At 71.7% G+C, this 24,344-nt stretch carries 20 protein-coding genes and 3 pseudogenes; 8 read left to right on the top strand and 15 right to left on the bottom strand.

All coding sequences use genetic code 11. The annotated features are described in order from the left end of the window. The first annotated feature begins 4 nt into the window (after positions 1-4). Positions 5-1,528 (top strand): aldehyde dehydrogenase family protein, encoded by a 1,524-nt coding sequence (locus ACIA8N_RS27465; protein ID WP_365783953.1) that lies wholly within the window; start codon positions 5-7, stop codon positions 1,526-1,528. A gap of 244 nt (positions 1,529-1,772) precedes the next feature. Here ACIA8N_RS27465 and ACIA8N_RS27460 read toward each other — a convergent pair. Both ACIA8N_RS27460 and ACIA8N_RS27455 read right to left on the bottom strand, forming a co-directional pair. After that, positions 1,773-1,910, bottom strand: a pseudogene (locus ACIA8N_RS27460) (ISAzo13 family transposase); the annotation flags it as partial. Further along, positions 1,895-2,053: pseudogene (locus tag ACIA8N_RS27455) on the bottom strand (ISAzo13 family transposase); the annotation flags it as partial. The pseudogenes ACIA8N_RS27460 and ACIA8N_RS27455, both read right to left, overlap by 16 nt. A gap of 333 nt (positions 2,054-2,386) precedes the next feature. Between ACIA8N_RS27455 and ACIA8N_RS27450 the strand changes: the two are divergent. Next, a complete protein-coding gene (locus ACIA8N_RS27450) occupies positions 2,387-2,731 on the top strand; it encodes a YkvA family protein (RefSeq protein ID WP_365783955.1) in 345 nt (114 codons plus the stop codon). A 12-nt stretch (positions 2,732-2,743) separates the two neighbouring features. Here ACIA8N_RS27450 and ACIA8N_RS27445 read toward each other — a convergent pair whose 3' ends face one another. The 7 genes from ACIA8N_RS27445 to ACIA8N_RS27415 form a co-directional block, all read right to left on the bottom strand. Continuing rightward, positions 2,744-3,550, bottom strand: a complete 807-nt coding sequence (locus tag ACIA8N_RS27445) for a phosphatase PAP2 family protein (protein WP_365783957.1) — start codon at positions 3,548-3,550, stop codon at positions 2,744-2,746. A 48-nt stretch (positions 3,551-3,598) separates the two neighbouring features. Continuing rightward, positions 3,599-4,576, bottom strand: a complete 978-nt coding sequence (locus ACIA8N_RS27440) for a YihY/virulence factor BrkB family protein (RefSeq protein ID WP_365783959.1) — start codon at positions 4,574-4,576, stop codon at positions 3,599-3,601. Further along, entirely contained in the window at positions 4,542-6,386 is a 1,845-nt protein-coding gene (locus ACIA8N_RS27435) for a diacylglycerol kinase family protein (RefSeq protein WP_365783961.1), read from the bottom strand. The genes ACIA8N_RS27440 and ACIA8N_RS27435 overlap by 35 nt, the downstream gene beginning before the upstream one ends. 216 nt (positions 6,387-6,602) lie before the next feature. Further along, the gene (locus ACIA8N_RS27430; RefSeq protein ID WP_365783963.1) at positions 6,603-6,842 is read right to left on the bottom strand and encodes a hypothetical protein; all 240 of its coding nucleotides are present in this window, start codon (positions 6,840-6,842) and stop codon (positions 6,603-6,605) included. An 861-nt stretch (positions 6,843-7,703) separates the two neighbouring features. Next, positions 7,704-7,928 carry a hypothetical protein gene (locus ACIA8N_RS27425; RefSeq protein ID WP_365783965.1) on the bottom strand — a complete coding sequence of 75 codons (225 nt, stop codon included), beginning with the start codon at positions 7,926-7,928 and terminating at the stop codon, positions 7,704-7,706. A 34-nt stretch (positions 7,929-7,962) separates the two neighbouring features. Beyond that, a complete protein-coding gene (locus ACIA8N_RS27420; RefSeq protein ID WP_365783967.1) occupies positions 7,963-8,466 on the bottom strand; it encodes a hemerythrin domain-containing protein in 504 nt (167 codons plus the stop codon). A 61-nt stretch (positions 8,467-8,527) separates the two neighbouring features. After that, the gene (locus ACIA8N_RS27415; RefSeq protein WP_365783969.1) at positions 8,528-8,770 is read right to left on the bottom strand and encodes a DUF6479 family protein; all 243 of its coding nucleotides are present in this window, start codon (positions 8,768-8,770) and stop codon (positions 8,528-8,530) included. A 298-nt stretch (positions 8,771-9,068) separates the two neighbouring features. On the opposite strand from ACIA8N_RS27415, the gene ACIA8N_RS27410 reads away from it, so the two are divergent. Beyond that, the gene (locus tag ACIA8N_RS27410) at positions 9,069-9,404 is read left to right on the top strand and encodes a cation:proton antiporter (RefSeq protein WP_365783971.1); all 336 of its coding nucleotides are present in this window, start codon (positions 9,069-9,071) and stop codon (positions 9,402-9,404) included. A gap of 178 nt (positions 9,405-9,582) precedes the next feature. On the opposite strand, the gene ACIA8N_RS27405 is transcribed toward ACIA8N_RS27410, so the two are convergent. From ACIA8N_RS27405 to ACIA8N_RS27385, 5 genes are all read right to left on the bottom strand, one after another. Continuing rightward, on the bottom strand, positions 9,583-10,542 hold the full coding sequence (locus ACIA8N_RS27405; protein ID WP_365783973.1) for an ABC transporter substrate-binding protein: 960 nt from the start codon (positions 10,540-10,542) through the stop codon (positions 9,583-9,585). Between the two features lies 1 nt (position 10,543). Beyond that, positions 10,544-12,517, bottom strand: coding sequence for an ABC transporter permease subunit (locus ACIA8N_RS27400; RefSeq protein WP_365783976.1), 1,974 nt, complete (start codon positions 12,515-12,517; stop codon positions 10,544-10,546). Between the two features lie 205 nt (positions 12,518-12,722). Continuing rightward, the gene (locus tag ACIA8N_RS27395) at positions 12,723-13,808 is read right to left on the bottom strand and encodes a glycine betaine/L-proline ABC transporter ATP-binding protein (RefSeq protein ID WP_365783978.1); all 1,086 of its coding nucleotides are present in this window, start codon (positions 13,806-13,808) and stop codon (positions 12,723-12,725) included. After that, on the bottom strand, positions 13,805-15,331 hold the full coding sequence (locus tag ACIA8N_RS27390) for a GMC oxidoreductase (RefSeq protein WP_365783980.1): 1,527 nt from the start codon (positions 15,329-15,331) through the stop codon (positions 13,805-13,807). Before ACIA8N_RS27390 ends, ACIA8N_RS27395 begins: the two co-directional genes overlap by 4 nt. Next, a complete protein-coding gene (locus ACIA8N_RS27385; RefSeq protein WP_365783982.1) occupies positions 15,328-16,836 on the bottom strand; it encodes an aldehyde dehydrogenase family protein in 1,509 nt (502 codons plus the stop codon). Before ACIA8N_RS27385 ends, ACIA8N_RS27390 begins: the two co-directional genes overlap by 4 nt. A 450-nt stretch (positions 16,837-17,286) precedes the next feature. Here ACIA8N_RS27385 and ACIA8N_RS27380 point away from each other — a divergent pair, with 450 nt between their 5' ends. Beyond that, positions 17,287-17,508, top strand: coding sequence for a hypothetical protein (locus ACIA8N_RS27380; RefSeq protein ID WP_365783984.1), 222 nt, complete (start codon positions 17,287-17,289; stop codon positions 17,506-17,508). Between the two features lie 360 nt (positions 17,509-17,868). Here ACIA8N_RS27380 and ACIA8N_RS27375 read toward each other — a convergent pair whose 3' ends face one another. Then, positions 17,869-18,927 carry a hypothetical protein gene (locus tag ACIA8N_RS27375; RefSeq protein WP_365783985.1) on the bottom strand — a complete coding sequence of 353 codons (1,059 nt, stop codon included), beginning with the start codon at positions 18,925-18,927 and terminating at the stop codon, positions 17,869-17,871. A gap of 327 nt (positions 18,928-19,254) precedes the next feature. On the opposite strand from ACIA8N_RS27375, the pseudogene ACIA8N_RS27370 reads away from it, so the two are divergent. The 4 genes and pseudogenes from ACIA8N_RS27370 to ACIA8N_RS27355 all read left to right on the top strand — a co-directional run. Beyond that, a pseudogene (locus tag ACIA8N_RS27370) lies at positions 19,255-20,003 on the top strand (IS110 family transposase); the annotation flags it as partial. A 241-nt stretch (positions 20,004-20,244) separates the two neighbouring features. Then, positions 20,245-20,733 (top strand): 2Fe-2S iron-sulfur cluster-binding protein, encoded by a 489-nt coding sequence (locus ACIA8N_RS27365; RefSeq protein WP_365784037.1) that lies wholly within the window; start codon positions 20,245-20,247, stop codon positions 20,731-20,733. Further along, positions 20,730-21,713: a xanthine dehydrogenase family protein subunit M gene (locus ACIA8N_RS27360; protein ID WP_365783986.1), complete on the top strand. Its 984-nt coding sequence runs from the start codon at positions 20,730-20,732 to the stop codon at positions 21,711-21,713. The genes ACIA8N_RS27365 and ACIA8N_RS27360 overlap by 4 nt, the downstream gene beginning before the upstream one ends. A 16-nt stretch (positions 21,714-21,729) precedes the next feature. Beyond that, the gene (locus ACIA8N_RS27355) at positions 21,730-23,847 is read left to right on the top strand and encodes a xanthine dehydrogenase family protein molybdopterin-binding subunit (RefSeq protein ID WP_365783988.1); all 2,118 of its coding nucleotides are present in this window, start codon (positions 21,730-21,732) and stop codon (positions 23,845-23,847) included. The last annotated feature ends 497 nt before the right edge of the window (positions 23,848-24,344 follow it).

Here is a 24,344-nt window from a genome sequence, read left to right as displayed (position 1 = left end):
TGCCATGACCCGTTACGTCGCACCCGGCACCGAGGGCGCGCTCATGTCGTACAAGGCCCGTTACGACCACTGGATCGGGGGCGAGTACGTCGCTCCGGCGCGCGGCCGGTACTTCGAGAACCCCAGCCCGGTCGACGGCCGCCCCTTCACGGAGGTGGCCCGCGGCAGCGCCGAGGACGTGGAGCGCGCCCTGGACGCGGCGCACGCGGCGGCCCCGGCATGGGGACGGACGGCGCCGGCCGAGCGGGCGGCCGTCCTGCTGAGGATCGCGGACCGGATGGAGAGCAACCTGGAGGCGCTGGCGGTCGCGGAGAGCTGGGACAACGGCAAGCCCGTGCGGGAGACGCTCGCCGCGGACATCCCGCTCGCGATCGACCACTTCCGCTACTTCGCGGGGGCGCTGCGGGCCCAGGAGGGCTCCCTGAGCGAAATCGACGACGACACCGTCGCGTACCACTTCCACGAACCGCTCGGCGTCGTCGCGCAGATCATCCCGTGGAACTTCCCGATCCTGATGGCGGTGTGGAAGCTGGCGCCTGCGCTGGCGGCCGGCAACGCCGTCATCCTCAAGCCGGCCGAACAGACCCCGGCCTCCGTGCACTTCTGGCTGAGCCTGGTCGCGGACCTGCTGCCGGCGGGCGTCCTGAACGTCGTCAACGGCTTCGGTGAGGAGGCCGGCAAGCCCCTCGCCTCCTCCCCGCGCGTCGCGAAGATCGCCTTCACCGGCGAGACGGCGACGGGCCGGCTGATCATGGGGTACGCCTCGGAGCACCTCAAGCCGGTCACCCTGGAGCTCGGCGGCAAGTCGCCGAACATCTTCTTCGACGACGTGTGGGCGGCGGACGACGACTTCCGCGACAAGGCCCTGGAGGGCTTCACGATGTTCGCCCTCAACCAGGGCGAGGTCTGCACGTGTCCTTCGCGGGCCCTCGTCCAGCGTGGCCATTACGGCGAGTTCCTGGAGGCCGCGGTCACGCGTACGGAACTGATCGTCCCCGGCCACCCCCTGGACACCGACACGATGATCGGCGCCCAGGCCTCGGCCGACCAGCTCCGGAAGATCGCCTCCTACCTGGAGATCGGCCAGAAGGAGGGCGCGAAGATCCTGACGGGCGGCCAGATCGTCGAGCACGGCGGAGAACTGGCGGGAGGCTACTACGTGCAGCCCACCGTCTTCGAGGGAGACAACCGGATGCGGATCTTCCAGGAGGAGATCTTCGGCCCGGTGGTGGCGGTCACCTCGTTCACGGACTTCGACGACGCGATCCGCACCGCCAACGACACCCTCTACGGCCTGGGCGCCGGCGTCTGGACCCGCGACACGAACACCGCGTACCGCGCGGGCCGCGCCATCCAGGCGGGCCGCGTCTGGACCAACTGCTACCACGCGTACCCGGCCCACGCGGCCTTCGGCGGCTACAAGCAGTCGGGCATCGGCCGCGAGACCCACCGCATGATGCTGGACCACTACCAGCAGACGAAGAACTTGCTGGTCAGCTACTCGCCGAAGAAGCTCGGCTTCTTCTAGGGGCACGAAATGAGGCGCCTGACCTGGGCTTTTGCCCGTCAGGCGCCTCTCGGCAGCCTCATCCATCGCAGCAGCCGACTTGCGTCGGGACTCCCGTTCCATCCCACCCGCATCCCGCTCCTGACCAGCTGTTCCGGTCTATTTCCGGTCCAAGCTCGGTCCACCGGCGGGAGTCCCGCCTCGGTGGATGCGGTCCCGTTCCTCCATCGACTGCTCGATGAGGCGATTGGCCTGCTCCCGGACAGAACAGTCGGTGCTCGATCTTGTTCCACTTCGAGGTGCCCGGCGGCATGTGGCAGACCGTGATCTCCAGGCCGGTCTCGGCGGCCAGGGCGGCAAGTTCGGTCTTCCAGGCGCGGGTGCGGGGCTGACTTGGGCCGCCTGGGCGACCGCCCGGATCCCGCCGTGTCCCAGGATCCGGGCCTCAGCCCCCATCAGCAGACGGCGCTGCCGCTCGTCCAGATATGGGAACAACACTGCGAACCTCAAGCCGAGTTGATCACGGACCTCGGCAAATATGCACATACCACACCAACGAGTTGAACCGCGGGAAGCAACACCTTGATTCTCTGCGAGCCCTAAGTGGCAGAAGGTTGTATCTGGGAAGGTCGGGGCGGTTGTGCGGCTTGTCCGGTCATGCGGCGAGGGAGGGGTTGCGCAGGTGGGCGCCGGCCTGGACCGCGTGGCGGAGTCCGTCGCCGCGCCGGCGGCGCTCCCGGCGGATCCTGTGGTGCTTCAGGTGGGCGAAGGCGTGCCCGGCGCGGGTCCGGCCCGTCGGTGGGGAAGCCTCGCCGACAGGAGCGCATGCCGCTGTCCGTGTCGCGGCGCGGCCGGGGCATTACGGGGTAGGAGAGCGGCATGGACAGCACCCTCTGGCTCGTCGTGGCTGTGGTTCTCGTGCTCGTGGTGGCGAGTGCCGCGGCCGTTCTGCTCGTGCGTGTGTTCCGCGCCCGCAAGATGCTCCTGGACGCCGGTGTCCCGTTGCAGTCCAACGCCCTGTTCTGGGCGGCTGTGGTCTACACGATCTCACCGATCGACCTCGTACCGGACCCTGTCTATCTGGACGACATCGGTGTACTGCTGGTCGCTTTGCGGGCACTGCACGCGGCAGCTGCCAGGAGCGGGGCGAATCTCGAAAAGCGGGCCGCCGCATCGGAGAAGACCTCGGCCGACGGGTCGGCGGGGGTACCGCGGTCGCAGTGAGGCCGGCCCGCGTCATCGGAAGTCGGGGCGGCCCACCGGCTCCGGGGAGTCCGTCACTATCTCGGGCTCCAGGCCCTCGGTGGGGACGGTGCGGGAGCGGCCGATGTCACCGCGCCACGCCTCGAAGGCGAGCGTGGTGGCGGTCACCACCGCCAGTCCCAGCAGCCAGCCCCCGACCACGTCGCTCACCCAGTGCACTCCGAGCGCGACCCGTGTGTAGCTCACACCGAGCACCGACACCGCCGCCAGGGTCCACGGCAGCGGCCGCCAGGCACGCGGGACCAGGGGGAGCAGGACCAGCAGCAGGACGGCACAGGAGGTGGTGGCCGTCATGGCGTGGCCGGAGGGGAAGGAGAAGCCGGGCGCGTGGGCGACGGGATCCGGCAGGTGCGGTCGGGCACGCTGGACCACGTTCTTGACCAGCAGCCCCGCCAGCCCGCCGGCCGTCGTGGTGACGGCCGCCCAGGCGGCGAGACGGAACGCCCGCCGCCGCAGGAGCCACACCACCACTCCGGCCACCAGGAGCCGCATGGTCAGCGGCCCCCATGCGACGTGGGTGAGGAAGTCGAGCACGCGTACCCAGGCCGGACTGCCGAGTGCGGAACGGTGCAGCCGCTCGGCCACGTCCTGGTCGAGTCGGTGCAGCGGGGCCCAGTGCGACTCCACCAGCACCAGAGCGAGGGAGAACGGGACGGCTGCCAGGGCGGTGAGGGCCGCGCCCGCCACCAACCGCACGCCGAAACGGGTGTCGGCCCGGCTCCGACCGATCACGAGCCGTCCGAGACGGTGCCGCCAGGTCCGGGTGGAACGCTCGGTCATGGTCGGTACGGTTCCTTTCCGTCGGGGAGTTCGGGAGAGCCGGTCGGCTCAGACCCCGGGATCCTCGGTGATCGGCGTCGCCACCCCCGCCCGTGCGGCCTCCAGCTGGGCAGCGAAGGAAAGGCCCAGAAACAGCGCGATCGAGGTGAGGTACGACCACAACAGCAGCGCCACGAACGCGCTCAGTGGCCCGTACACGGTGGTGAAGGAGCCCTCGGAGCCGACGTACAGGCTCAGTGCCCACGTCGCGCCCAGCCACAGCAGCAGATGGACGGTGGCGCCGAAGGCGAGCCAGGTGTAGCCCGGCTGGGCGCGCCGGGGCGAGCGGCGGAAGACGGCACTGGTGGCGATCACCGCCAACAGGATCCCCACGGGCCAGCGCAGCACGTCCCACGCTCGGGACGTGGCCGGCTCCAGGTGGTAGACCTCGATCAGGGCCCGGTTCAGGTCGGATCCGAGGACGGTGACGCAGAAACTCAGTCCGAGGGGCACCCCGGCCAGTACCGCCATCACCAGCCCACGGGCGTACTTGTGGAGGAACGGCCGGTCGCGCTCCACTCCGTATATGCGGTTCGCGCCGCGCTCCACCTGGCACATGCCCGTGGTGACGTTCGCGACGGAGAACAGCAGGCCGAGCCAGAGGGCGGCCGCGCCGCCCTCCCCGGCGTGCTGCCGGCTCTCCCTGAGGGCGTCGTCCACCACCTCCTGGCTCGGACCGCTGATCCGGCGGATCGTCAGCTCGGCGATCCGCCCGATGTCCTCGGTGTGCAGCACCCCGGACAGCCCGATGACGGCGATGCCCAGCGGAAGGATCGCCAGGACGGTCTGCAGGGCGAGAGCCCGGGAGTGGCTGAACCCGTCGGAGTAACGGAACCGTACGAAAGAGTCCCGTACGAGGGCCCAGCCTCCGTATCGGCGGAGCGCGGCCCAGGCCTCCTCCCCTGACAGGACGTCCCCCCGCAGACGGAGTTCGGCCTCCACGGCCTCGACCTCACTGCGCTGCGGTACGCGCGTCGCGGTGCCCATGGCCCCCTCCTTCTCCTCCGGCCCGTGCCGGGACGTCCGACCGCGCCGGGGTGCCTGCTCGCGTCGGGGTGTCTTTCGGCGCCGGGGGAACTGCTCCCGCCGCGGCGTCTGCTCCCGCCAGAGCGCCTACCCGTGTCGGGATGCCTGCCCCTGCCGGGGCGTCTGCCTCCGCCGGGGTCGGCAGGCACACCCGCAGCGCCCCCGGCTCGACCTCCGCGGTGAGCCGGGTGCCCGCGGGGAGGACGTCGCCGTCGAGCTCGCGCGGCTGGGGCCGGGCGAAGCGGAGGTCGATCCGGGCTGCGCCGAAGTACTCCAGTGAGCCGTGCGCGAGGGACCGTGTCCCCGCGGTCCCCTCGCCGGGCGCGCGCCGCCGCCGTCCTCCCGGTGCACGCGAGGCGAGGTATCCGGCGGCGGCGAGCCAGCCGGTCACCCCTCGCGGGTCGAGCAGGACGACCTCCAGCCTGCCGCTGTCCGGCCGGGCGTCCGGCAGCAGAGGCAGCCCGCCCTGAAGGGTCCCGACGTTGCCGATGACGACCATGCGGGCTCGCCGCTCCAACGGGGCGCCCCCGTCCAGCCGTATGGACAGTCGCATCCGGGCGTCTCCCAGGTGCCGCACGGCCGAGACCACGTACGCGGCCCAGCCCAGCCTCTCCTTGAGCCGCGCCGAGGCGTCCCGGACCATGGCGGCGTCGAACCCGGCACCTGCCATGACCGCGAAGCGGGTGGGCGCGATCCCGTCGCCCCGTATCCGTCCCACGTCGAGTCCGACGGCCTGCCCGCGGAGTGCCTCCCGCAGAGCGGCCACGGGGTCGGTCGGCAGCCGTAGGTTGCGGGCGAGGAGGTTCCCGGTGCCGCAGGGGACGATCGCCAGGGGGGTCCCGGTCCCGGCCACCACGTCCGCGCAGGCGCGTACGGTGCCGTCTCCGCCACAGACGACGACCAGCTCGGGATGCCTCCCGCCGAGGCACGAGGCCAGGGCGCCGGACGGGTCCCCGGCCGTCGTCTCCGTCCACCGCTGCTCCGCGTAACCGTGATCGCGCAGCAGGGCCCGTACCCGGGCCGCGGCCCCGTCGCCGCACGCGCGCGGATGGCGCACCACCACGGCCCGCCGCGTGCTGTGCGCGGACGGGGCCGGGGCGGGCGGCGCCTCTTCCGCGGGGCGGGGTAACAGGGCGGCCGCCACGAAAGCCAGCGTGCAGGCGCCGTTCAGCAGTCCCGCCACCACGTCGGAGGTGTGGTGCATGCCGCGGTACACCCGGGAGAACGCCACGAACAGCGGAATCGCAAGGAGCAGCCCTGTCACGAGGTGGCGCCGAACGCCGTGCAGGCGCCGGGACGCGAGGACGGCCAGCCCCCCGAAGAGGGCGACGGAGGCTCCGACGTGGCCGGAAGGGAAGCTGGACGTCGGGGGCGCCGGGTCCAGATGGGGCACGTCGGGGCGTTCGCGGTTCACGATGAGAGTGACGAGCAGGAAGACGGCGGACTGCGCGGCCACCGCCACGGCGAGGAACGCCGCTTCCCGCCATCGGGGCGCGTGGGGCACCAGGAGCAGAACGGCCGTGCACATGAGGGTGAGGACGATCACGCTCTCCGTGCCTGCCACGAGGGACGCCCCGTCGGTGAGCGCGGTGGCGAAAGGGGTACGACGGGCGGCGAGGGCGCGGTCGACGCCGTCCTCCGCCGACAACGGCCAGCGGTGTGCGAGGGGGCCGGTCACCAGCAGCCCCAGCGCGACGACCACGGCCGTCTGCACGGGTAGCCACAGGAGCGGACGGCCCGGTCTGGCTCCCACCTCGTGTGAGTTCGTCATTGAGGCCGTGTTACCTGTCGGGCTTGGGTCATGCGCCCTCCGGACCGTTCCGGCCGTGACCGGGGCGCCACGCCGTCGTGGGCGGAGGGCACAGCCGAAGCCGTTCCCCCTCGGTGTCCGACCGTCGCAGTCGCTCTCTCTCCACATCCGTCAGGTCTGCCGCCTCCTTCGACGACCCTGTCACGGGGCGGCCACACGGCACCGTCTGGGCGGTGCCTAATCGGTCTGCTCCCGGGGTGCCGGAGTGCCCGGGCCGGCAGCCGGACGGTGCTCGCTCTGTTCGCCGGGGTCTTTCTGCCGCTCTCCGTCCTCGCCGGCTTCGGCGGTCCGGGGGCGCTCGCCTCCGGTGCCCCGGACGTCCGGTGCGTCCGGTCCCGGCGCGGGCAGGTCCGGTGTGACGGCGTCGCGCGTCGCCGGGACGGGGTCGGGAAGCTCTGGCTCAGGGGTGCTGTGCATCAGGGTCTCCTCGCTCGATCCTCCATGGGTTACCACCGCGGCTGCCCCTCTCCGCGATCCTCATCCCTTCACGGGAGGCCATGCGTCGTCCGTCGGCGCGGCACGCGGCCGCCAGGGCGTCGGTTGGGCCTGGACGGCCGAGCGTACGGAGGGCGAGAAGACGGCTGAGGCTCGGCCGGGCGGAGTGAACGCAGTCGACGACGGCCGGAGGGAACCCTCAGGATGAGGAAAAGCGCGGTCGTCAGCGTGCATCCGCCGACGGCCGACCGCGCTGGCTGTTCGTCCCGCGGCACGCCGAGAGCGCCTGGCCGGCGGACGTCGCCGACCAGGACCGTCCCCTCGGCCCGCGCGGGCTGCGCGACGCCCCGGCAGCCGGGCTTCCTGGCGGAGAGCGGCGTACTCCCCGACCTCGCCCCACGCTCTCCGGCGAGGCGCTCCTGACGGTCCCGGTGGTTCCCCGCGGAGCCCGCGACCCGTCCTGAGCGGGCCGCAGCGCGTTCACGGCCCGCTTCGAGCCGTCCCCGCCGAGCCGGTCGTCCTTGAAGGAGGCGAAGGTGTACTCGGCTTCGGTCTCCCCCATGAGCAGCAGCTTCTGGAGTGCTTCCACGCCCGTCCGCTCGTGGTCCTCGACGACGGGGCAGCGCGGATCCTCGTACACGTGAGCCGTCGAACGGACCGCAGGATTCCCGGCCACGATCGTCGTGCCGTCCGGGGCCGGCCGTTCCGCCAGCCGCTCGGCGGACGCGTAGCGGTACGTCTCGAAGCCCCTCGCCCCCCCTTCAGCGGGGCGTCACGACGCCCCTGGAACCCGAGGCCCCGGCGGGCTTCTTCGTGTCACGCGCCCCACCAGGGCGCGGCGGGTCAACGGCGCTCCTCGGTCTGTTCCTCCCGGCCCACTCCGGGACGCCGACGCTTGTCGCGGTGGCCGTCGGCGCCCTCCAGGCCGGTGTCGCCCGCGCGGGCCGTCACGGCCTCCTCCGCTTCCTTCCGCGCCTTCCGGTCGCCGCTCTCGCCCATGGCGTGTGCCGGAGTGGTACGGGCCGGGCGGTGCCGCCGATCGCGCTCGTGCTCGCGCGCATTCACCATGTGCTCCTTCCGTCATGGTCCGCAGAGCGAGGCATCATCCGTGGACGATCTTGCGCACGTTCTCCAGGCTGCCGCAGTCCGACGCGAGTCGCTTCGCGCGCTCCTCCTGGAACGCCCTGCCGAGCTCGGCCCGGCGCTCGTCGGAGACGCTCTCCCTGGCACCGTTGAGGATCGTCCGCTCCTCCTCGTCCACGTGGTGACTGACCGCTTCCACCAGCTCCTCCAGGCGGGCGTCCCACTCCTCGGAGCCCACGTCCTCCACCTCGAGCAGCTTCAGAAGGGCTTCGTTGCCCTCGGCATGCTCCTCCTCGCCGTGCTCCACTTCGTCGTTGTCGACGCCCTTGTAGCGCTTGAGCGCTCCGTAGACCTCGGCCTCCTCGGCCTCGCCATGTGCGATGAGCAGTGCCGCGAACTCCTTCAACGCGGCAGCGCGATCGGCCTCGACGCTCCGCATCTTCCGGAAGAGGTCCTCCATGGTCCGGTGGTCCTTCAGGATGACAGCGACGACGTCCTGGTCTTCCTTGGTACGGGCCTTCACAGTCGTCCTCCTCGTTCGTGTGCGTGTGATGTCCCGGGCCGCGCCGGCGACGCGCCGACGCTCAGGACCGGGGGCGCCGCTCATCGGCCGGCCGGTCCTCCGGGGATGTCCAGGAGTTCCGCTTCGCCTCGGCCGTCGGCGGTTGAGCGGCCGCGGCGGACCCCCGTCTGCGGGCCACACGCCGGGAGCCCCACCAGAAGGCGGCGGTCAGCACGACGGCGATCACCACTCCGACCAGGATCAGCAGGAGTGCGGGGGACCCCTCCGCGGCCGACTCGGAGGCGAATACGGTCGGGATGCGCATGGAGCGGCCTTCCTGTCGACAATGGATCAAAGCGTCCGGTTTCCTCGGGTACCCCTCCACCGGGGAATCAGTCCCCCTGCCCCGAAGACGTTGACAGCCGCCGCGATCCAGGGGCTGTTGCGCCGGTCCTGGGCGAGGGGCTGGACGCTGCCTGGCGCCGCGCGGCTCGCGGTGCTGAGCGCGCCCATCGCCGCGTACACCCTGTCCGCGGCCCTGGGCGGCAACGGATTCGTCGCCTCGTTCGTCGCCGGCGTCTGCATCGCGCCGGCGATGCGGCGACTCCGAGGACACCGTGAAGATGACCGACGACCTGGTCACCTTGCTGACACTCGCCCTGTGGTTTCTCTTCGGCCAGTTGATCAATGACGAATTCTGGGACGGCTTCCACCTCTCCGTCGTCCTCTACGCCCTCCTCGCCGTCACCCTGGTGCGCGTGGTGCCCGTGATGCTCGCGCTGATCGGTACGGATCTGCCGCTGTCCGACAGGCTGTTCCTGGGATGGATGGGGCCCAGAGGAGTGGCCTCGGTGGTCCTCGGCCTCCTCGCCGCGATCGAACTGCCTGCGGCCGGTGGCGGTGACTTCATCAGCCGGGTGATGGGTGTTTCACGGTCAGCATCGTGTCGCAAGGTCTGAGCGCCGAGCCCATCGGCCGCCGCTACGCCCGCGGTCGGCGCACCTCACCGGAGCCTCGGGGCGTGGGACGAGGGCGGAGCGGGCGCGGCGGACGACCAGCGGCGGCGACGCGGGCGGAGGCTCATGCTGTGGGGAAGCGCGGCGGACCGGCGGGCGTGCCCGGTCCGCCGCGGACGCGTCAGGAAGGAAGCCACGCCCGCCAGGTGGCTTCGTTCCCCTTCACCCAGCGGCCCGCCGCCTCCTCCGGTGACAGTTTCTCCTCCGCGATCATGAGAGCGACGTCGTTCTGCATGTCGGTCGTCCACCGGAACTTCTTCAGGAAGGCGGCGGCGTCGCCTCCGCCGTCCGCGAAGCGGGCGTTGAGGAACTTCTGCAGCGGGGTGTGCGGGTAGGCGCAGGTCACCTTCTCCGGTTCGGCGTCGCAGCCCTCCTTGTACCCGGGCAGCCTCACCTCCGTCATCGGGACCTTCTCGAACAGCCACTGGGGCTTGTACCAGTAGCTGAGGAACGGCTTCTTCTCCTTGGCGAACTGCTTGATCTGCGTGATCTGCGCCGCCTCCGAACCCGCGAACACGACCTGGTAGTCGAGGTCCAGGTTGTCCACGAGCGCCTTGTCGTTCGTGACGTAGGACGGGGAGCCGTCGAGGAGCTGGCCCTTGCCGCCGCTCTCCGCGGTACGGAACTCGTCGGCGTACTTGTTCAGGTTCTTCCACTCGGTGACGTCCGGGTGCTTCTCGGCGAAGTACGTCGGCACGAACCAGCCGATGTGGCCGGTCACCCCGAGGTTCCCGCCCCGGGTGATCGTCCCCTTCCCGTCGATGTACCGCTTCTCCTGGTCCGGGTGACCCCAGTCCTCCAGGATGGCGTCCACCCGGCCCTGGCTGAGGGCGTCCCAGGCGGGTACCTCGTCGATCTGGACGGTGTCCACCCGGTAGCCGAGCTCGTGCTCCAGCAGGTACCGCGCGACGGCGACGTTGGCCTGCGCGCCCACCCACGACTGCACGGACAGGGTCACCGTGCGGGAGTCCTTCGCGTCGGCGTACGGGGAGGCCTGACGGGTCATGTCGGCGGCGCCGCAACCGGTGAGGGCCGTCAGGGCGACGGCGGCCGCGAGTGCGGCGAGGCGTGTGCGAGGCATCTCAGGCCCCCTTTCCGGCGAGGTCGCGGCGTTCCGTCGGCTGGGTGACACGGTCGAGCGTCAGACCGAGGCAGACGATCGCCGCCCCGGCCACCAGACCGGTCGCCAGGTCGCCCTGGGCGAGGCCGAAGACCGCGTCGTATCCGAGTGCGCCGCCGCCCACCAGGCCGCCGATGACGACGACGGCGAGGACCAGCACCACACCCTGGTTGACGGCGAGCAGCAGCGCGGGCCGTGCCAGCGGCAGCTGGACCTGGAACAACTGCTGCCGACCGGTCGCGCCCAGCGAGCGCGAGGCTTCGAGAGCGGCCGGGTCCACCGCGCGCACCCCCTGGGCCGTGATGCGGACGACCGCGGGCAGTGCGTAGACCACGGCGGCCGCGACCGCCGGGGCACGGCCCACACCGAACAGGGCGACGACGGGGATCAGATAGACGAACTGCGGCATCGTCTGGAAGACGTCGAGCACGGGACGCAGTACGCGTCCGAGGCGCGTGCTGCGGGCCGCGGCGACGCCGAGGGCGACGCCGAGCACCAGCGTCACGGCGACGGCGGCCAGGACCTGGGACAGCGTGTCGAGCGCCGGGTCCCAGACACCGAGCACACCGATCGCGGCCATCGCGAGAACGGCGGTCGCGGCGGTGCGCCAGGTGCCGATGAGCAGGGCGAGCGCGCCGACGGTGAGCAGCACCGCCCACCACGGCAGCCACTGCAGGCTGTCGCGCAGGGGGTTGAGGGCCCATGCGGTGAACCGGGCGGCCCAGTCGGCGGTGCCTCCGACGAGGGGCACACCGGAGTAGAGGTGGGCGGTCATCCAGTCGACCGCTCCGTTGACACGTGGGGCGATGTCCGCCGTCCACCCGTCCGGCCAGGAGAGCCGACCGGACAGGCGACCCGCCGCGGCGGCGACGGCGGTCACCCCGAGGGCGACGGCCCAGCGGAGTCCGGCCCGGTGGGCCGGAGCCGCGCCGATGCGCTCCCCCGCCGCGGCGATGACCCGGTCCAGGACGACGGCGAGCAGCACGATCGGCACGCCGGCGGCGAGCGCGGCACCGACGTCGACGGCGGCCAGCGCCTGGTAGACGCGGTCGCCGAGACCGCCCGCGCCGATGACGGACGCGATCACGGCCATGCCGAGGGCCATCATGATCGACTGGCTGACGCCGAGTAGCAGCTCCTTGCGGGCCAGGGGCAGCCGGGCCGTCAGCAGCCGCTGCCTGCCGGTGGCGCCGAGTGAGGCGACGGCCTCCATGACACCGGCGTCCGCGCCGCGCAGCCCGAGCGCGGTGAGACGGGCCATGGGAGGGGCGGCGTAGACGACGGTGGCGAGGACGGCCGCGGGCACGCCGATCCCGAAGACCAGGACGACGGGCAGGAGGTAGGCGAAGGCCGGCAGCACCTGCATGGTGTCGAGGACCGGGCGCAGGAACCGGTGCGTACGGTCGGACAGGCCGGCGGCCAGCCCGAGGAGGCCTCCGAGCAGCACGGACGCGGCGACGGCGACGAGCATCAGGGCGAGCGTCTGCAGGGTGGGGACCCACATGCCGAGCAGTCCGCACGTGGCGAAGGCGGCGACGGAGGTCAGTGCGAGCCGGACGCCGGCGACGCGCCAGGCCACCAGACCCGCGGCGGCGGTGACGCCTGCCCAGCCGAGGGCGAGCAGGACGAGGTAGACCGCGCGGACGGAGACGACCACGACGTTGCTGACGTGGCCCAGGAAGTAGAGGAACAGCGGGTGGCCGTCGCGGTTGTCGATGATCCAGTCGCTGGTGCGGTCGAGCGGGCCGGACAGATCGACGGCGAGCGACGCCGGCCAGCTGCCGCCGCCGAGGAGCAGGGAACCGAGGATGAGCGCGGCAACCGTACCGGCGCCGATCAGCCGGCCGCGGTGGCACACGAACGCGCGCAGCGCACCGGGCGCCGTGTCGGGGGTGGATGGACGGCGGGGAGAGGCAGGGGTGACCGTGGCGGTCATCGGCCCCACCCGCCCGCGTCGCGCGTCAGCTCCACGGGGCGGGCGAAGACGTCCGTCCTGCCGTGGACCGGGCCGGCGGTGGGGCGGCCGGCGTCATGGACCGGTCGCGGGCCGACGAGGGACGCCCGGACGTGTCCGGTGCGGCATGCTCCCGCAGCGGCGCGGGTCGTGCCGCCCGGCGGCGGCCAGGTCGTATGGGCGTACATCAGGCCACCGCCTTCCCCGTCGTGGCCGGGACCCCGGCGACGGCACCGAGGAGCCCCACGTGGTCGACCACCCCGAGGCACCGGCCGTCCTCGACGATCCGCGCGTTCGCCCCCGTACGGGCGACGGCCTCGATGGCCTCGTGGACGGTGGCGCTCGGGGCGAGCTCGGGACCGGCCTCGTACTCGTCGGCGAGCGCGGGCCGCATCGCCGAACGGACGGTGAGCACCTGTTCGCGCGGCACGTCCCGGACGAAGTCCCTGACGTAGTCGTCGGCGGGCGTGCCCACGATCTCCTCGGGCGTCCCGAGCTGCACGATGCGGCCGTCGCGCATCAGCGCGATGCGGTCGCCGAGCTTCAGCGCCTCGCTCAGATCGTGCGTGATGAAGACCATCGTGCGTCCCTCCTCCCGGTGCAGGCGTACGACCTCCTCCTGCATGTCCCGGCGGATGAGTGGGTCCAGGGCGCTGAACGGCTCGTCGAACAGCAGGACTTCGGGGTCGACGGCGAGCGCGCGGGCCAGTCCGACCCGCTGCTGCTGGCCGCCCGACAGCTGGCTCGGCCTGCGGTGCTCCATGCCGTCCAGGCCGACCTTGCTGACGAGTTCCGCCGCCCGCTCGCGCCGTTCACCGCGCCCGACACCCTGGATCTCAAGACCGTAGGCGACGTTGTCGAGCACCGTCCGGTGCGGCAGCAGCCCGAAGTGCTGGAAGACCATCGCCGCCCGGTGTCGGCGCAGCTCGCGGAGCCGGCCGGTGTCCATGGACAGCACGTCCTCGCCGTCGATGGTGATCGTGCCCGAGGTCGGCTCGATGAGCCGGGTCAGGCACCGTACGAGCGTCGACTTGCCCGAGCCGGAGAGACCCATGACGACGAAGACCTCGCCCTTGCGGACGTCGAAGGAGACGTCGCGAACGGCGGCGGTGCAGCCGGTGCGCTCGCGCAGCTCGGTGGCGCCGAGGGCACCGAGCTGCTTGTCGGCGGGCACGCGGTCGGCCTTCGGACCGAAGACCTTCCACAGATCGCGTACGGAGAAGACGGACTCCGTCGAATTCCGCGGAGGTGTGGTGGTGTGCGGCGTCCTCATCGGGTCGTACCTCCCAGCAGGTCGGCGCATTTCTCGCCGACCATGAGTACGCCGATCATCGGGTTGACGGCGGTCATGGTCGGGAAGACGGACGCGTCGGCGATCCGGATGCCGTCGAGGCCCCGGATCCTCAGATCGGGTGCGACGACGGCGAGTTCGTCGTCGGCGGCCCCCATCCGGCAGGTTCCGGCCGGGTGGTAGACGGTGTGCGCGACATGGCGGGCGTACGCGCTGAGTTCCTCGTCGGAGGTGACCTCCGGCCCCGGGCACACCTCACGCTTCAGCCAGCCTGCCAGCGGTTCGCTCGCGGCGATCTGCCGGGCGATCCGGATCCCTTCCACGAGGGTCCGGCCGTCGTAATCGTCCTCGTCGGTGAAGTACCGGAAGTCGAGCGCGGGCTTGTCCTCGGGGTCGGCGCTCGTCAGGTAGAGCCGGCCGCGACTGCGTGGCTTGGGGACGTTGGGGGTCATCGACACGCCGTGCGCGGGTCGTTGGTAGCCCAGGCGCTCGGGGTTGTCGGTGAAGGGGATCTGGTAGAAGTGGAACATCAGGTCCGGCCCCTCCGCCTCCGGGTCCCGGCGGACGAACAGCCCGGCGTCGGAGTCCATGGCGGAGTTCTCCGGGATCGGACCGTGTGTCTCCCACACGATGACCGACTCGGGGTGGTCGAGCAGGTTCTCCCCGACGCCCGGCAGGTCGTGCACGACGGGTATGCCGAGCTTCTCCAGGTCGGCACGCGGCCCGATGCCGGAGTGCAGCAGCAGGCGGGGGGTGTCCACGGCACCCGCGCACACCAGGATCTCGCGCCGGGCGCGCACGACGTGCTCCGCGCCTTCCTTGGTGCGGAGGTGCACACCGGTGGCGCGCGTACCCTCGATCTCCAGGCGGAACGCCCAGGTCTCCAGGGCGATGTGCAGGTTCGGCCGGTCCAGGAACGGGTGGAGATAAGCGACGGAGGCGGACGACCGCTTGTTGTTCTCCGGGTGGTAGGCGAGGTCGAAGAAGCCGACGCCTTCTTGGAAGGGCCGCTTGTTGAAGCCCTCGACGCGCGGAACGCCGAGCGCGGTCTCCGCCGCGTCGACGAAGTCCCGGGCGATCGCGTTCCTGTCGGCCTCGTCGACGGGGACGATGTTGTTGCGCAGCCGGGCGAAGTAGGGATCCATGGCTGCCGCGTCCCAGCCCTCGGCACCCGCCTCGGCCCACTCGTCCCAGTCGGAGGGAAGGGGCTTGAACGCGATGAGGGTGTTGTGCGAGGAGCACCCGCCCAGCACCCGCGCACGGCTGTGCCGGATGTACGAGTTGCCCCGGGGCTGCTCGGTGGTGGGATAGTCGTAGTCCAGCTCGCCGCCGAGCAGGCCCATCCAGCGGCGCAGGGTGAGGACGTCGTCGCGGCCGACGTCGCTGGGGCCGCCCTCGATGACGGCGACACTGACGTCCGGGTCCTCGGTCAGCCGGGAGGCGATCACCGAGCCCGCTGTGCCGCCGCCGACGACGACGTAGTCGTACACGTGCTGATCGTTCACGCCTGGTCCTTCTGTGTCTCGCCCGCGAACCAGCGCACGGGGCGCGGAGCGAGGTTCTGGTAGATGTGCTTGGCCTCGCGGTATTCGGCGAGGCCACCGGGTCCCAGTTCCCGGCCGATGCCGGACTTGCCGAAGCCGCCCCATTCCGCCTGCGGCAGGTAGGGGTGGAAGTCGTTGATCCAGACGGTGCCGTGGCGCAGCCGGGCCGCGACGCGTCGGGCACGGTCTTCGTCGGCGCTCCACACCGCTCCGGCGAGGCCGTACTCGGTGTCGTTGGCGAGGGTGACGGCCTCCTGCTCGGTACGGAAGGTCTCCACGGTGAGGACGGGGCCGAAGACCTCCTCGCGGACGACCCGCATGCGGCGGTGACACCGGTCGAGGACCGTGGGCCGGTAGAAGTAGCCGGGACCCGCCGGCTTCTCCCCGCCCGCCCGCAGGACCGCGCCCTCGCCGAGGGCGGAGGCCACGTACTCCTCGGTCCGCGCCAGTTGGGCCGCGGAGACCAGAGGACCGCACTCGACGCCCTCGTCGGTGCCGCGTCCCAGCCGGATCAGGGTGGCCCGCCGGACGAGTTCGGCGACGAAACGCTCGCGCAGCGACTCCTCGACGATGAGGCGGGAGCCCGCGGAGCAGACCTGACCACTGTGGATGAAGGCGGCGTTCAGTGCCTGGTCGACGGCGGTGTCGAAGCCCTCGGGCGTCGCACAGGCGTCGGCGAAGACGACGTTGGGGTTCTTGCCGCCCAGTTCCAGGGCGACCTTCTTCACGCTGTCGGCAGCCGCCCTGGCGACCTTCGTGCCGCTGGCGATACCGCCCGTGAACGAGACGAGGTCGACATCGGGGTGCTCGGCGAGCCGGGCGCCGACGGTGCCGCCGGGCCCGGTGACGATGTTGGCCGCGCCAAGCGGCAGCCCGGCCTCCAGGAGCAATTCGATCAGTACGACGGTGGTCAGCGGGGTGATCTCACTGGGCTTGATCACGAACGTGTTGCCGGCGGCGAGGGCGGGCGCGATCTTCCAGCTGGCCTGGAGCAGCGGGTAGTTCCACGGCGTGATCAGGGCGCAGACCCCGACCGGCTCGTACACCACGACACTGCGGATCTCCTCCGAACCGGCGTCGACGACGCGTCCGCCGTTCTCGTTCGCCACGAGGTCGGCGAAGTACAGGAAGGCATCGCGGACACAGTCGACGTCGACGCGGCCCTCCTCCAGCGTCTTGCCCGCGTCCTGGCTCTCCAGAGCACCGATCCGCTCGCGATCGCGCTCGAGGAGGGCGGCGACCCGCCGCAGCAGGGCGGCCCGCTCGGCGACCGGCGTACGCGGCCAGGCGCCGTCGTCGAACGCGGCTCGTGCCGCGGCCACGGCGTCGTCGGTGTCCTGGACACCGCCCTCCGCCACCATCGCGAAGGCGGTCGCGTCGACGGGATCGATGATCTCGCGCGTGGCGCCGGAGAGGGCTGCGCGCCACTCTCCGCCGACATGGATGGTCTGTTGTACTGCGATCACGTCGTGCACGGCCCTTCGTTCCTTTGAGTCCCCCTGCCGGTAGTACCGGCGGTTCGGCCGCCTGCCCTGGGTCTCGAGAACCATGCGCAATGCCTTACGGAGAGTGTCCTGCCTCACGCTCAAGAGATGAGTAAGCAGTACATATAGGACACGCCGTTGCGAGCGGGGGCGGACACGGTCATCGGAGAGCATCAGACGGCTCCGCACCCTCGACGCCGGCGCCCCGGCAAGGCGGAGCACTGCTCGTGGACCGGCCACGGCAGCGGACGCCACCGCCGGACCCCGGGCCCCTGGCGACCGGGACGTGCGGCTCCTGGACCTCCCAGCAGGCGTTCCCGCGTCCGCCCACCGCCGCCTCGCGGAATCTTCACGTGCGCAGCGCGCATCGCGCGCCATCCGGGGAAGCCGGACTGAAAAAGGACAACCGGGACAGGCCGAGGAGGCGAGACCATGACCGCCGTCGCCATATTGTTGATGCCCACGCTGGCGCTGTTGCTCTACGCGATGGACCGTCTCGAGGACCGGATGAGGGACGGGGAACCGGTGGAGACGCCGTCGAAGCAGGCCCGACACGCCCGGCCCCGGCATCTGCGTCTCGTACCGGACCCTCCCCCGGTCGCGGAGGTTCCCGAGCACGGCGAGCACCCGGGCACCCCGGCCGACGCGGCCTGAGGACCTCACGTCCGCGGTGCGGGGCGACCGTTCGGCTCTGACCGGCGCTCTCTCGCATCACGCCGTGCGCAGGACAGGTCCGACGCGGGTGCCCCTCGGGGCATAGTCGACTCGCCGCTACCGCGGGCGGCTGGTTCCAGCAGCGATCGCCCCCGCACCACGCGGCAGGTCAGCCGGCCTCGGCCGGAGCCACCGTACGACCGCCCCCTCCCCGATCGCGTGATGCCGAAAGACACGGTGCGACTCCCTGCTCCTCCCGCTGCTACCCCACTCCTGACCGGCTCTTCCCGTCCGCCCCGATCCAGGCGAGCGCCGGGAACAGGGGCGCCCCGCCACGGCGGTGCGCGCTTGGGAAGGCGGTCAGCCGGTCGGCAGGCCCAGCCCGTAGTAGGTGACGTGGTAGCCGTCCACGTATCCCGCCTCGCCGCCGATGATCAGGTCGGTGGGATCGCTCGCGCCCGCCGCCCTGGCCGTGGCCACAAGCATCTCGGCGAGTGCGCGGCCCTTCGGCTCGCCGGGGCCGCCCGCGTCCACACGCCACACCGGATCGTCGTCGCCGAAGGCCGACGCCGTGTGCGGGAATTCGGCGACCGTGCCCCAGCCGAGTGCGGCCGGATCGACGTCGTCCGGGGCGAAGCAGGCGATCGAGAGCCGGTCGCCGCACACCACGTCGAAAAGAAGGGGCGCGCTTTGGCCGTTGCGCCCGTAGAACGGCATCCCGATCCGGACCCCCAGGGCGGTGGTCTCGGCAGGCAGCGCTCCCAGGAACTCTCCCAGCGAGCGGGTGACGGTCTCCCAGCTACGGGCGGTCCACCCGCCCGGGAAACCGAGGCCGACGTTGGCCTGATCACGGTTGCTGCCGAAAAAGCCGCTGATCGCGTGCTCCTCGCCAACGCCTTGACGCCAGAACCAGTTCTCCGCGGGGTCGGTGGGCTGCAGGACCAGCTCCGGCCCCGACTTCCCGGCACGCAGTTCGAGCGTGTCGGGCCTGCCGCGCCAGCGCAGGAAGGGAGCGCCCCAGAGCGGCTCGCTGTCGTAGAACGGGCCCATGTCACCGTGTGAGCCCATGATGGACGGCTTGCCCAGTACGGCGGTCACTTCCTCCTTCGCCGCGAGGAAGGCCGCCGCCTGCGCTGCGGCGTCCGGCGCGGGATCCGCCACCGGGACCGCGAGCTCCACGTACGACTCGCCGTCGACGTAACGCTTCTCGTAATCGCCGACCGGGCGCAAGCGGGCATCGCCCGAGGACCGACCAGTGACCAACACAGGAGCGTCCGACGTGCCGCCCCAGGCCCACGCCAGCTCGGCCGCCAGAGCCCTCACACCCTCCGGCGTCCAGCCGTCGGTGTCCGCCGCGACGAGTCGCCGGGCGAGCTCCCCGATGGATTCCTGTGCCGTGCTTCCCTGTTGTGCGTTCATCAGGCCATCGTGCCGTATCCCGGGCCGGATCCCTGTGGGGTGCGCACCGGCAGCCAGCGGTTCCCCCCGTTGTGTTTTTCGCGGTCCTGCAATGGGGCCGCCGGCCTCCGGGCCCGGTATGACTGTGTCCCCTCTGTCGCACGGACGACCTGGGGGTGGTGTCGCCGGGCCTGTGGGGTGCCGTCGGAGACGCTGATGAGAGACCCGGCCACCGCCCGGTCCGGCGCAATGCCGGGCAGTTCGCGGGCGGCAGGTCTGCATAACGTGGATGCGCGAGCACGGTGCCACCGCCATGGCCGGGACGGTCAACGCCCTGGAGAGGGTGCGATGTTCGACATCGAAGGCGTGGGCGTCTTCCTCGGGATGGACGTCGGCAAGACGGCTCACCACGGTCACGGGCTCACGCCGGCCGGGAAGAAGGTCTTCGACAAGCCGATGCCTAACAGTGAACCCAAGCTGCGGGCCGTGTTCGACAAGCTCAAGGCCAAGTTCGGCGCCGTTCTGGTGATCGTGGACCAGTCCGCGTCCATCGGCGCTCTGCCGCTGACCGTCGCCCGCGACGCGGGCTGCGAGGTCGCCTACCTGCCCGGACTCGCGATGCGGCGGATCGCTGATCTGTATCCGGGCGAGGCGAGAACGGACGCGAAGGACGCGGCGGTGATCGTGGACGCGGCCCGGACGATGCCTCACACGCTGCGTTCGCTGGAGCTGACCGACGAGATCACTGCCGAGCTCACGGTGCTGACCGGCTTCGACCAGGACCTCGCGACCGAGTCCACCCGCACCAGCAACCGGATACGCGGCCTGCTCACGCAGTTCCACCCCAGCCTCGAGCGCGTCCTGGGTCCCGGCTGGACCACCCGGCCGTCACCTGGCTCGTCGAACGCTACGGATCCCCGGCCGCTCTGCGGAAAGCCGGCCGCCGCAGGCTCGTCGAACTCATCCGCCCGAAGGCCCCGTGCATGGCCGCCCGGCTGATCGACGACGTCTTCGACGCCCTCGACGAACAGGCCGTCGTGGTCCAGGGAACCGAGACCCTCGCCATCGTGATCCCGCCCCTCGGCACCGACACCGCACATTTCCGACGCTGACGTTCCGGCGACAGGCCGTCCTCTGCGCCGTTCGGCGGACAGTCGTGACTCGCGGCGAAGAAGGCGGGGAAGGGGGGAAGAAGACGACGGCCAGCAAGTGACCCCAACCGCCTTCGGAGGAGCGAGCACCGTGGACGATGCCGGAGCGACCAGCGAGAGCAGGACATTCCGCGAAGGCGGGACGGAGGGAAGGCACTCCGACCCCACGTCGTACGTCTCGCTCCGGATCAACGGGACGACGCACAGGCTGCGGCTCGACAACCGCACGACCCTCCTGGACACCCTGCGCGAGCACCTGGACCTCACCGGAGCGAAGAAGGGCTGCGACCACGGCCAATGCGGCGCCTGCACCGTGCTCGTCGGCGGCCGGCGGATCAACAGCTGCCTGCTGCTCGCCGTCACCTGTGACGAGCCCGTCACCACCGTCGAAGGCCTCGCCGGACACGACCGCCTCCACCCCCTTCAGGAGGCGTTCGTCTCCCGTGACGCCCTGCAGTGCGGCTACTGCACACCGGGCCAGATCTGCTCGGCCGTGGCCATGCTGGACGAGGCCGCCGCCGGGCACCCCTCGCACGTCACGCCGCCGGACCGGCCGGGCAGCGGCGACCCCGAGGTCCTGACGCCGGAGGAGATCCGTGAGCGGATGAGCGGCAACATCTGCCGCTGCGGCGCCTACGCGAACATCGTGGACGCCATCCAGGAGGTCGCCTCGTGAAGCCCTTCGGATACCTCCGCGCCCACGGTGCCGACGAGGCGCTCGCCGCGTACGCGGCGCACCCCGGCGCCCGCTACATCGCCGGCGGAACCAACCTCGTCGACCTCATGAAGCTGGGAGTGGCCGACCCGTCGTTCCTCGTCGACATCAGCCGACTGCCGCTGGACGGCATCGACGAGACCCCGGACGGCGGCTTGCGCATCGGCGCGACCGTCCGCAACAGCGACCTGGCCGCGCATCCGCTCGTACGGACCCGCTACACCGCACTGTCGCAGGCGCTCCTCGCAGGAGCCTCCGCACAATTGCGCAATGCCGCCACCACCGGCGGCAACCTGCTCCAGCGCACCCGCTGCCCGTACTTCCAGGACGCCTCGAAGCCCTGCAACAAGCGTGCGCCGGGCACGGGCTGCCCCGCCCGCGAGGGCGTCCACCGGGACCTGGCGGTGCTCGGCCATTCCGCACGGTGCGTCGCCACCCATCCCTCGGACATGGCGGTCGCGCTCGCCGCCCTCGACGCCCGCGTGCACCTCCTCGGCCTCGACGGCGAGCGCACCGTACCCCTCACCGAGTTCCACCGGCTGCCCGGTGACACGCCGGAGCACGACACCGTCGTCCGGCCCGGTGAACTCGTCACGGCGGTGACGCTCCCGCCGCCCGCCGGAACGCACAGCGCCTACCGGAAAGCCCGCGACCGCGCGTCGTACGCCTTCGCGCTCGTCTCCGTCGCCGCGACGCTCACCGTCGAGGAGGGAGTCGTCCGTCACGCCGCTCTCGCCTTCGGCGGGGTCGCGCACGCACCGTGGCGGGCCCGTGCGGCCGAGGAGGTCCTCCGAGGTGCGCCCGCCACGGAAGAGACGTGCGTACGCGCCGCCGACGCCGAGCTCGCCGCGGCCGACCCGTTGCGCGGCAACGCCTTCAAGGTGCCGCTCGCCCGCAGTCTCGCCGTCCGCGTGCTCACCGATCTCGCGTCCCGTCCCTGAGGAGCCGGCCACCGTCATGCCCACGAACCCCCCGCCCCAGGTCCCCCCAACGCCCGACGAAGGCGCCGCCGTGCGTCGTGACGCCAGGGAGAAGGTGACCGGCACGGCGCGCTACGCCGCCGAGCACACCCCGCCCGGCTGCGTCCACGCCGCCCCCGTGCCCGCCACCATCGCACGGGGCAGGGTGACGGCCGTCCATGCCGATGACATCCTGCGACGGCCGGGCGTCCACGCCGTGCTCAGCCACGCGAACGCGCCCCGTCTCGGCGAGGCCGAGGACCCGACGTTGGCCCTGCTCCAGACCGACCGTGTTCCGCACCGGGGCTGGTACGTCGCCCTGGTGGTCGCCGACACCCTGGAGAACGCCCGCGCCGCCGCCGACGACCTGCGGATCGAGTACAGCACCGAGGACCACGACCCCGGCCCGCCCGCCGGCCATCCCGGCCTCTACGCACCCGAGGAGGCCAACGGCGGGCATCCGGCCCTGCGTGAGCGAGGGGACTTCGACGAGGCCTTCGCCACGTCGGCCGTGCGTGTCGACGCCACGTACACCATGACCGCCCAGCACAACCATCCGATGGAGCCGCACGCCTCCACCGCGTGGTGGGAGGACGGCGCACTGACCGTGTACGACTCCAGCCAGGGGGCGACGAAGGTACGAGACGTCCTCGCGCAGCTGTTCCAGATGCCCGGACACCGCGTCACGGTCGTCTCCGCGTACGTCGGCGGCGGCTTCGGCTCCAAGGGCACCCCGCGGCCCCAGGCCGTCCTCGCCTCGATGGCCGCCCTGCACCTCGGACGGCCGGTGAAACTGGTCCTCCCGCGCCGCGAACTCGCCGCCGTCGTCGGCCACCGCGCCCCCACGGTCCAGCGCGTCCGCATCGGCGCGAACGCCGACGGCGTGATCAGTGCCCTCGCCCACGAGGTCGTCACCCAGACCTCCACGGTCAAGGAGTTCGTCGAGCAGGCGGCCGTGCCGGCCCGCATCATGTACACCTCGCCGCACAGCCGGACGAGCCACCAGGTGGTGGCCCTGGACGTCCCGACGCCCTCGTGGATGCGTGCCCCTGGCGAGGCGTCCGGCATGTACGCCCTCGAATCGGCCATGGACGAACTCGCCGTCGCCACGGGCGTCGACCCGGTCGAGCTCCGTCTGCGCAACGAGCCCGACACCGAACCCGACAGCGGCAGACCGTTCAGCAGCAGGGGCCTCACGGAATGCCTGCGGGAGGGCGCGCGGCTCTTCGGCTGGGAGGGCCGCGACCCCCGGCCAGGAGCACGACGGGCCGGCGACCGACTGACCGGCACCGGAGTGGCCGCGTCGACCTACCCGTACCTCCTGAGCCCCTCGTCGGCCTCCGCGCACGCCGCACCGGACGGCACGCACGTCGTACGCCTCGCCGCCACCGACATCGGAACCGGGGCCCGGACCGTCCTGGCCCAGATCGCCGCCGAGGCACTCGACGTCCCCCCGGCCTCGGTACGCGTGGAACTCGGGAGCAGCGCGCTGCCGACCGCCCCTCTGGCGGGCGGCTCATCGGGCACCTCTTCCTGGGGCTGGGCCGTCCACAAAGCCTGCACGGTCCTGGCCGGCATGGCGCGCGCGCACTCCGGCCCCCTTCCGCCCGAGGGCCTCACCGCCCGGGCGGACACCGCCGAGGAGGCCGGCCGGGAATCGCCGTACGCACGGCACGCGTTCGGTGCGCAATTCGCGGAGGTCGATGTGGACACCGTGACGGGGGAGGTACGGGTCCGACGCCTGCTCGGGGTCTTCGCGGCGGGCCGGGTGCTCAGCCGACGCACCGCGCGCTCCCAGTTCATCGGCGGCATGACCATGGGACTGGGCATGGCACTGACGGAGAGCAGCACGCTCGACCCCGCGTTCGGGGACTTCGTGGAACGGGACCTGGCCTCGTACCACGTCCCCGTCTGCGCCGACGTGCCGACGCTCGAAGCCCACTGGCTCGACGAGGAGGATTCCCACCTCAACCCCATGGGCAGCAAGGGGATCGGGGAGATCGGCATCGTGGGGGCGGCGGCCGCGATCGCGAACGCCGTGCACCACGCGACGGGAGTACGGCTGCGGGACCTGCCCCTGACACCGGACCGGGTTCTTCCGCGCCTACGCGGCTGACACGCGGTCGGACATGGTGTTGTGAGGGTTCGCCTGGACGCTGTAAGCGAGAGTTCTTGGTTCTGTCGTCAGATGTCGCGCCCACATCAGGAGTGATGCGAGGGTGACGGCTGCTTCACAGGCCTGGGCGGTCTTGTCGTAGCGGGGCCGGCGATCTGGACGGCGGCCAGGTGCCACTCAATGATGGGCTCGCCAAGGGCACGAACTGTCGGGCACTCACCGAAGGCTCCCGCCGGGACGGCAGTCCAAGGCACACACCAAGCGATCACGCTCCTCACCCGACACGCTCCTCACCCGAGTCGGCGGGCGGCTTGCCGCCGGCTCGAACGGCTCGCCAGACGAGGGAACGCCACCGCCTGCCCCGCCTCCTCGGCCCCATCCTTCGTCCACTCCCCCGGCTTTCCGCACCTGCCGCGACAACACGTTCTTCCGGGCCCGAGAACCTCAAGCCGACCGAGTCGGTTGTCCGTCTGTCCAACGACAGGAACCTGCCCGGT

The sequence above is a fragment of the Streptomyces sp. NPDC051822 genome (assembly GCF_044452745.1).
In the GTDB taxonomy this organism is placed as follows: Bacteria; Actinomycetota; Actinomycetes; order Streptomycetales; family Streptomycetaceae; genus Streptomyces.
Note: the sequence above shows the minus strand (reverse complement) of the source record. Positions and strands in the feature narration are given on the sequence as shown.

Bases quoted from the DNA above. Each gene is read 5' to 3' on its own strand.
- ACIA8N_RS27465 (WP_365783953.1), top strand. From the start codon at position 5: ATGACCCGTTACGTCGCACCCGGCACCGAGGGCGCGCTCATGTCGTAC.
- ACIA8N_RS27450 (WP_365783955.1), top strand. From the start codon at position 2,387: ATGGACAGCACCCTCTGGCTCGTCGTGGCTGTGGTTCTCGTGCTCGTG.
- ACIA8N_RS27445 (WP_365783957.1), bottom strand. From the start codon at position 3,550: ATGACCGAGCGTTCCACCCGGACCTGGCGGCACCGTCTCGGACGGCTC.
- ACIA8N_RS27440 (WP_365783959.1), bottom strand. From the start codon at position 4,576: ATGGGCACCGCGACGCGCGTACCGCAGCGCAGTGAGGTCGAGGCCGTG.
- ACIA8N_RS27435 (WP_365783961.1), bottom strand. From the start codon at position 6,386: ATGACGAACTCACACGAGGTGGGAGCCAGACCGGGCCGTCCGCTCCTG.
- ACIA8N_RS27430 (WP_365783963.1), bottom strand. From the start codon at position 6,842: ATGCACAGCACCCCTGAGCCAGAGCTTCCCGACCCCGTCCCGGCGACG.
- ACIA8N_RS27425 (WP_365783965.1), bottom strand. From the start codon at position 7,928: ATGGTGAATGCGCGCGAGCACGAGCGCGATCGGCGGCACCGCCCGGCC.
- ACIA8N_RS27415 (WP_365783969.1), bottom strand. From the start codon at position 8,770: ATGCGCATCCCGACCGTATTCGCCTCCGAGTCGGCCGCGGAGGGGTCC.
- ACIA8N_RS27410 (WP_365783971.1), top strand. From the start codon at position 9,069: ATGACCGACGACCTGGTCACCTTGCTGACACTCGCCCTGTGGTTTCTC.
- ACIA8N_RS27405 (WP_365783973.1), bottom strand. From the start codon at position 10,542: ATGCCTCGCACACGCCTCGCCGCACTCGCGGCCGCCGTCGCCCTGACG.
- ACIA8N_RS27400 (WP_365783976.1), bottom strand. From the start codon at position 12,517: ATGACCGCCACGGTCACCCCTGCCTCTCCCCGCCGTCCATCCACCCCC.
- ACIA8N_RS27395 (WP_365783978.1), bottom strand. From the start codon at position 13,808: ATGAGGACGCCGCACACCACCACACCTCCGCGGAATTCGACGGAGTCC.
- ACIA8N_RS27380 (WP_365783984.1), top strand. From the start codon at position 17,287: ATGACCGCCGTCGCCATATTGTTGATGCCCACGCTGGCGCTGTTGCTC.
- ACIA8N_RS27375 (WP_365783985.1), bottom strand. From the start codon at position 18,927: ATGAACGCACAACAGGGAAGCACGGCACAGGAATCCATCGGGGAGCTC.
- ACIA8N_RS27355 (WP_365783988.1), top strand. From the start codon at position 21,730: ATGCCCACGAACCCCCCGCCCCAGGTCCCCCCAACGCCCGACGAAGGC.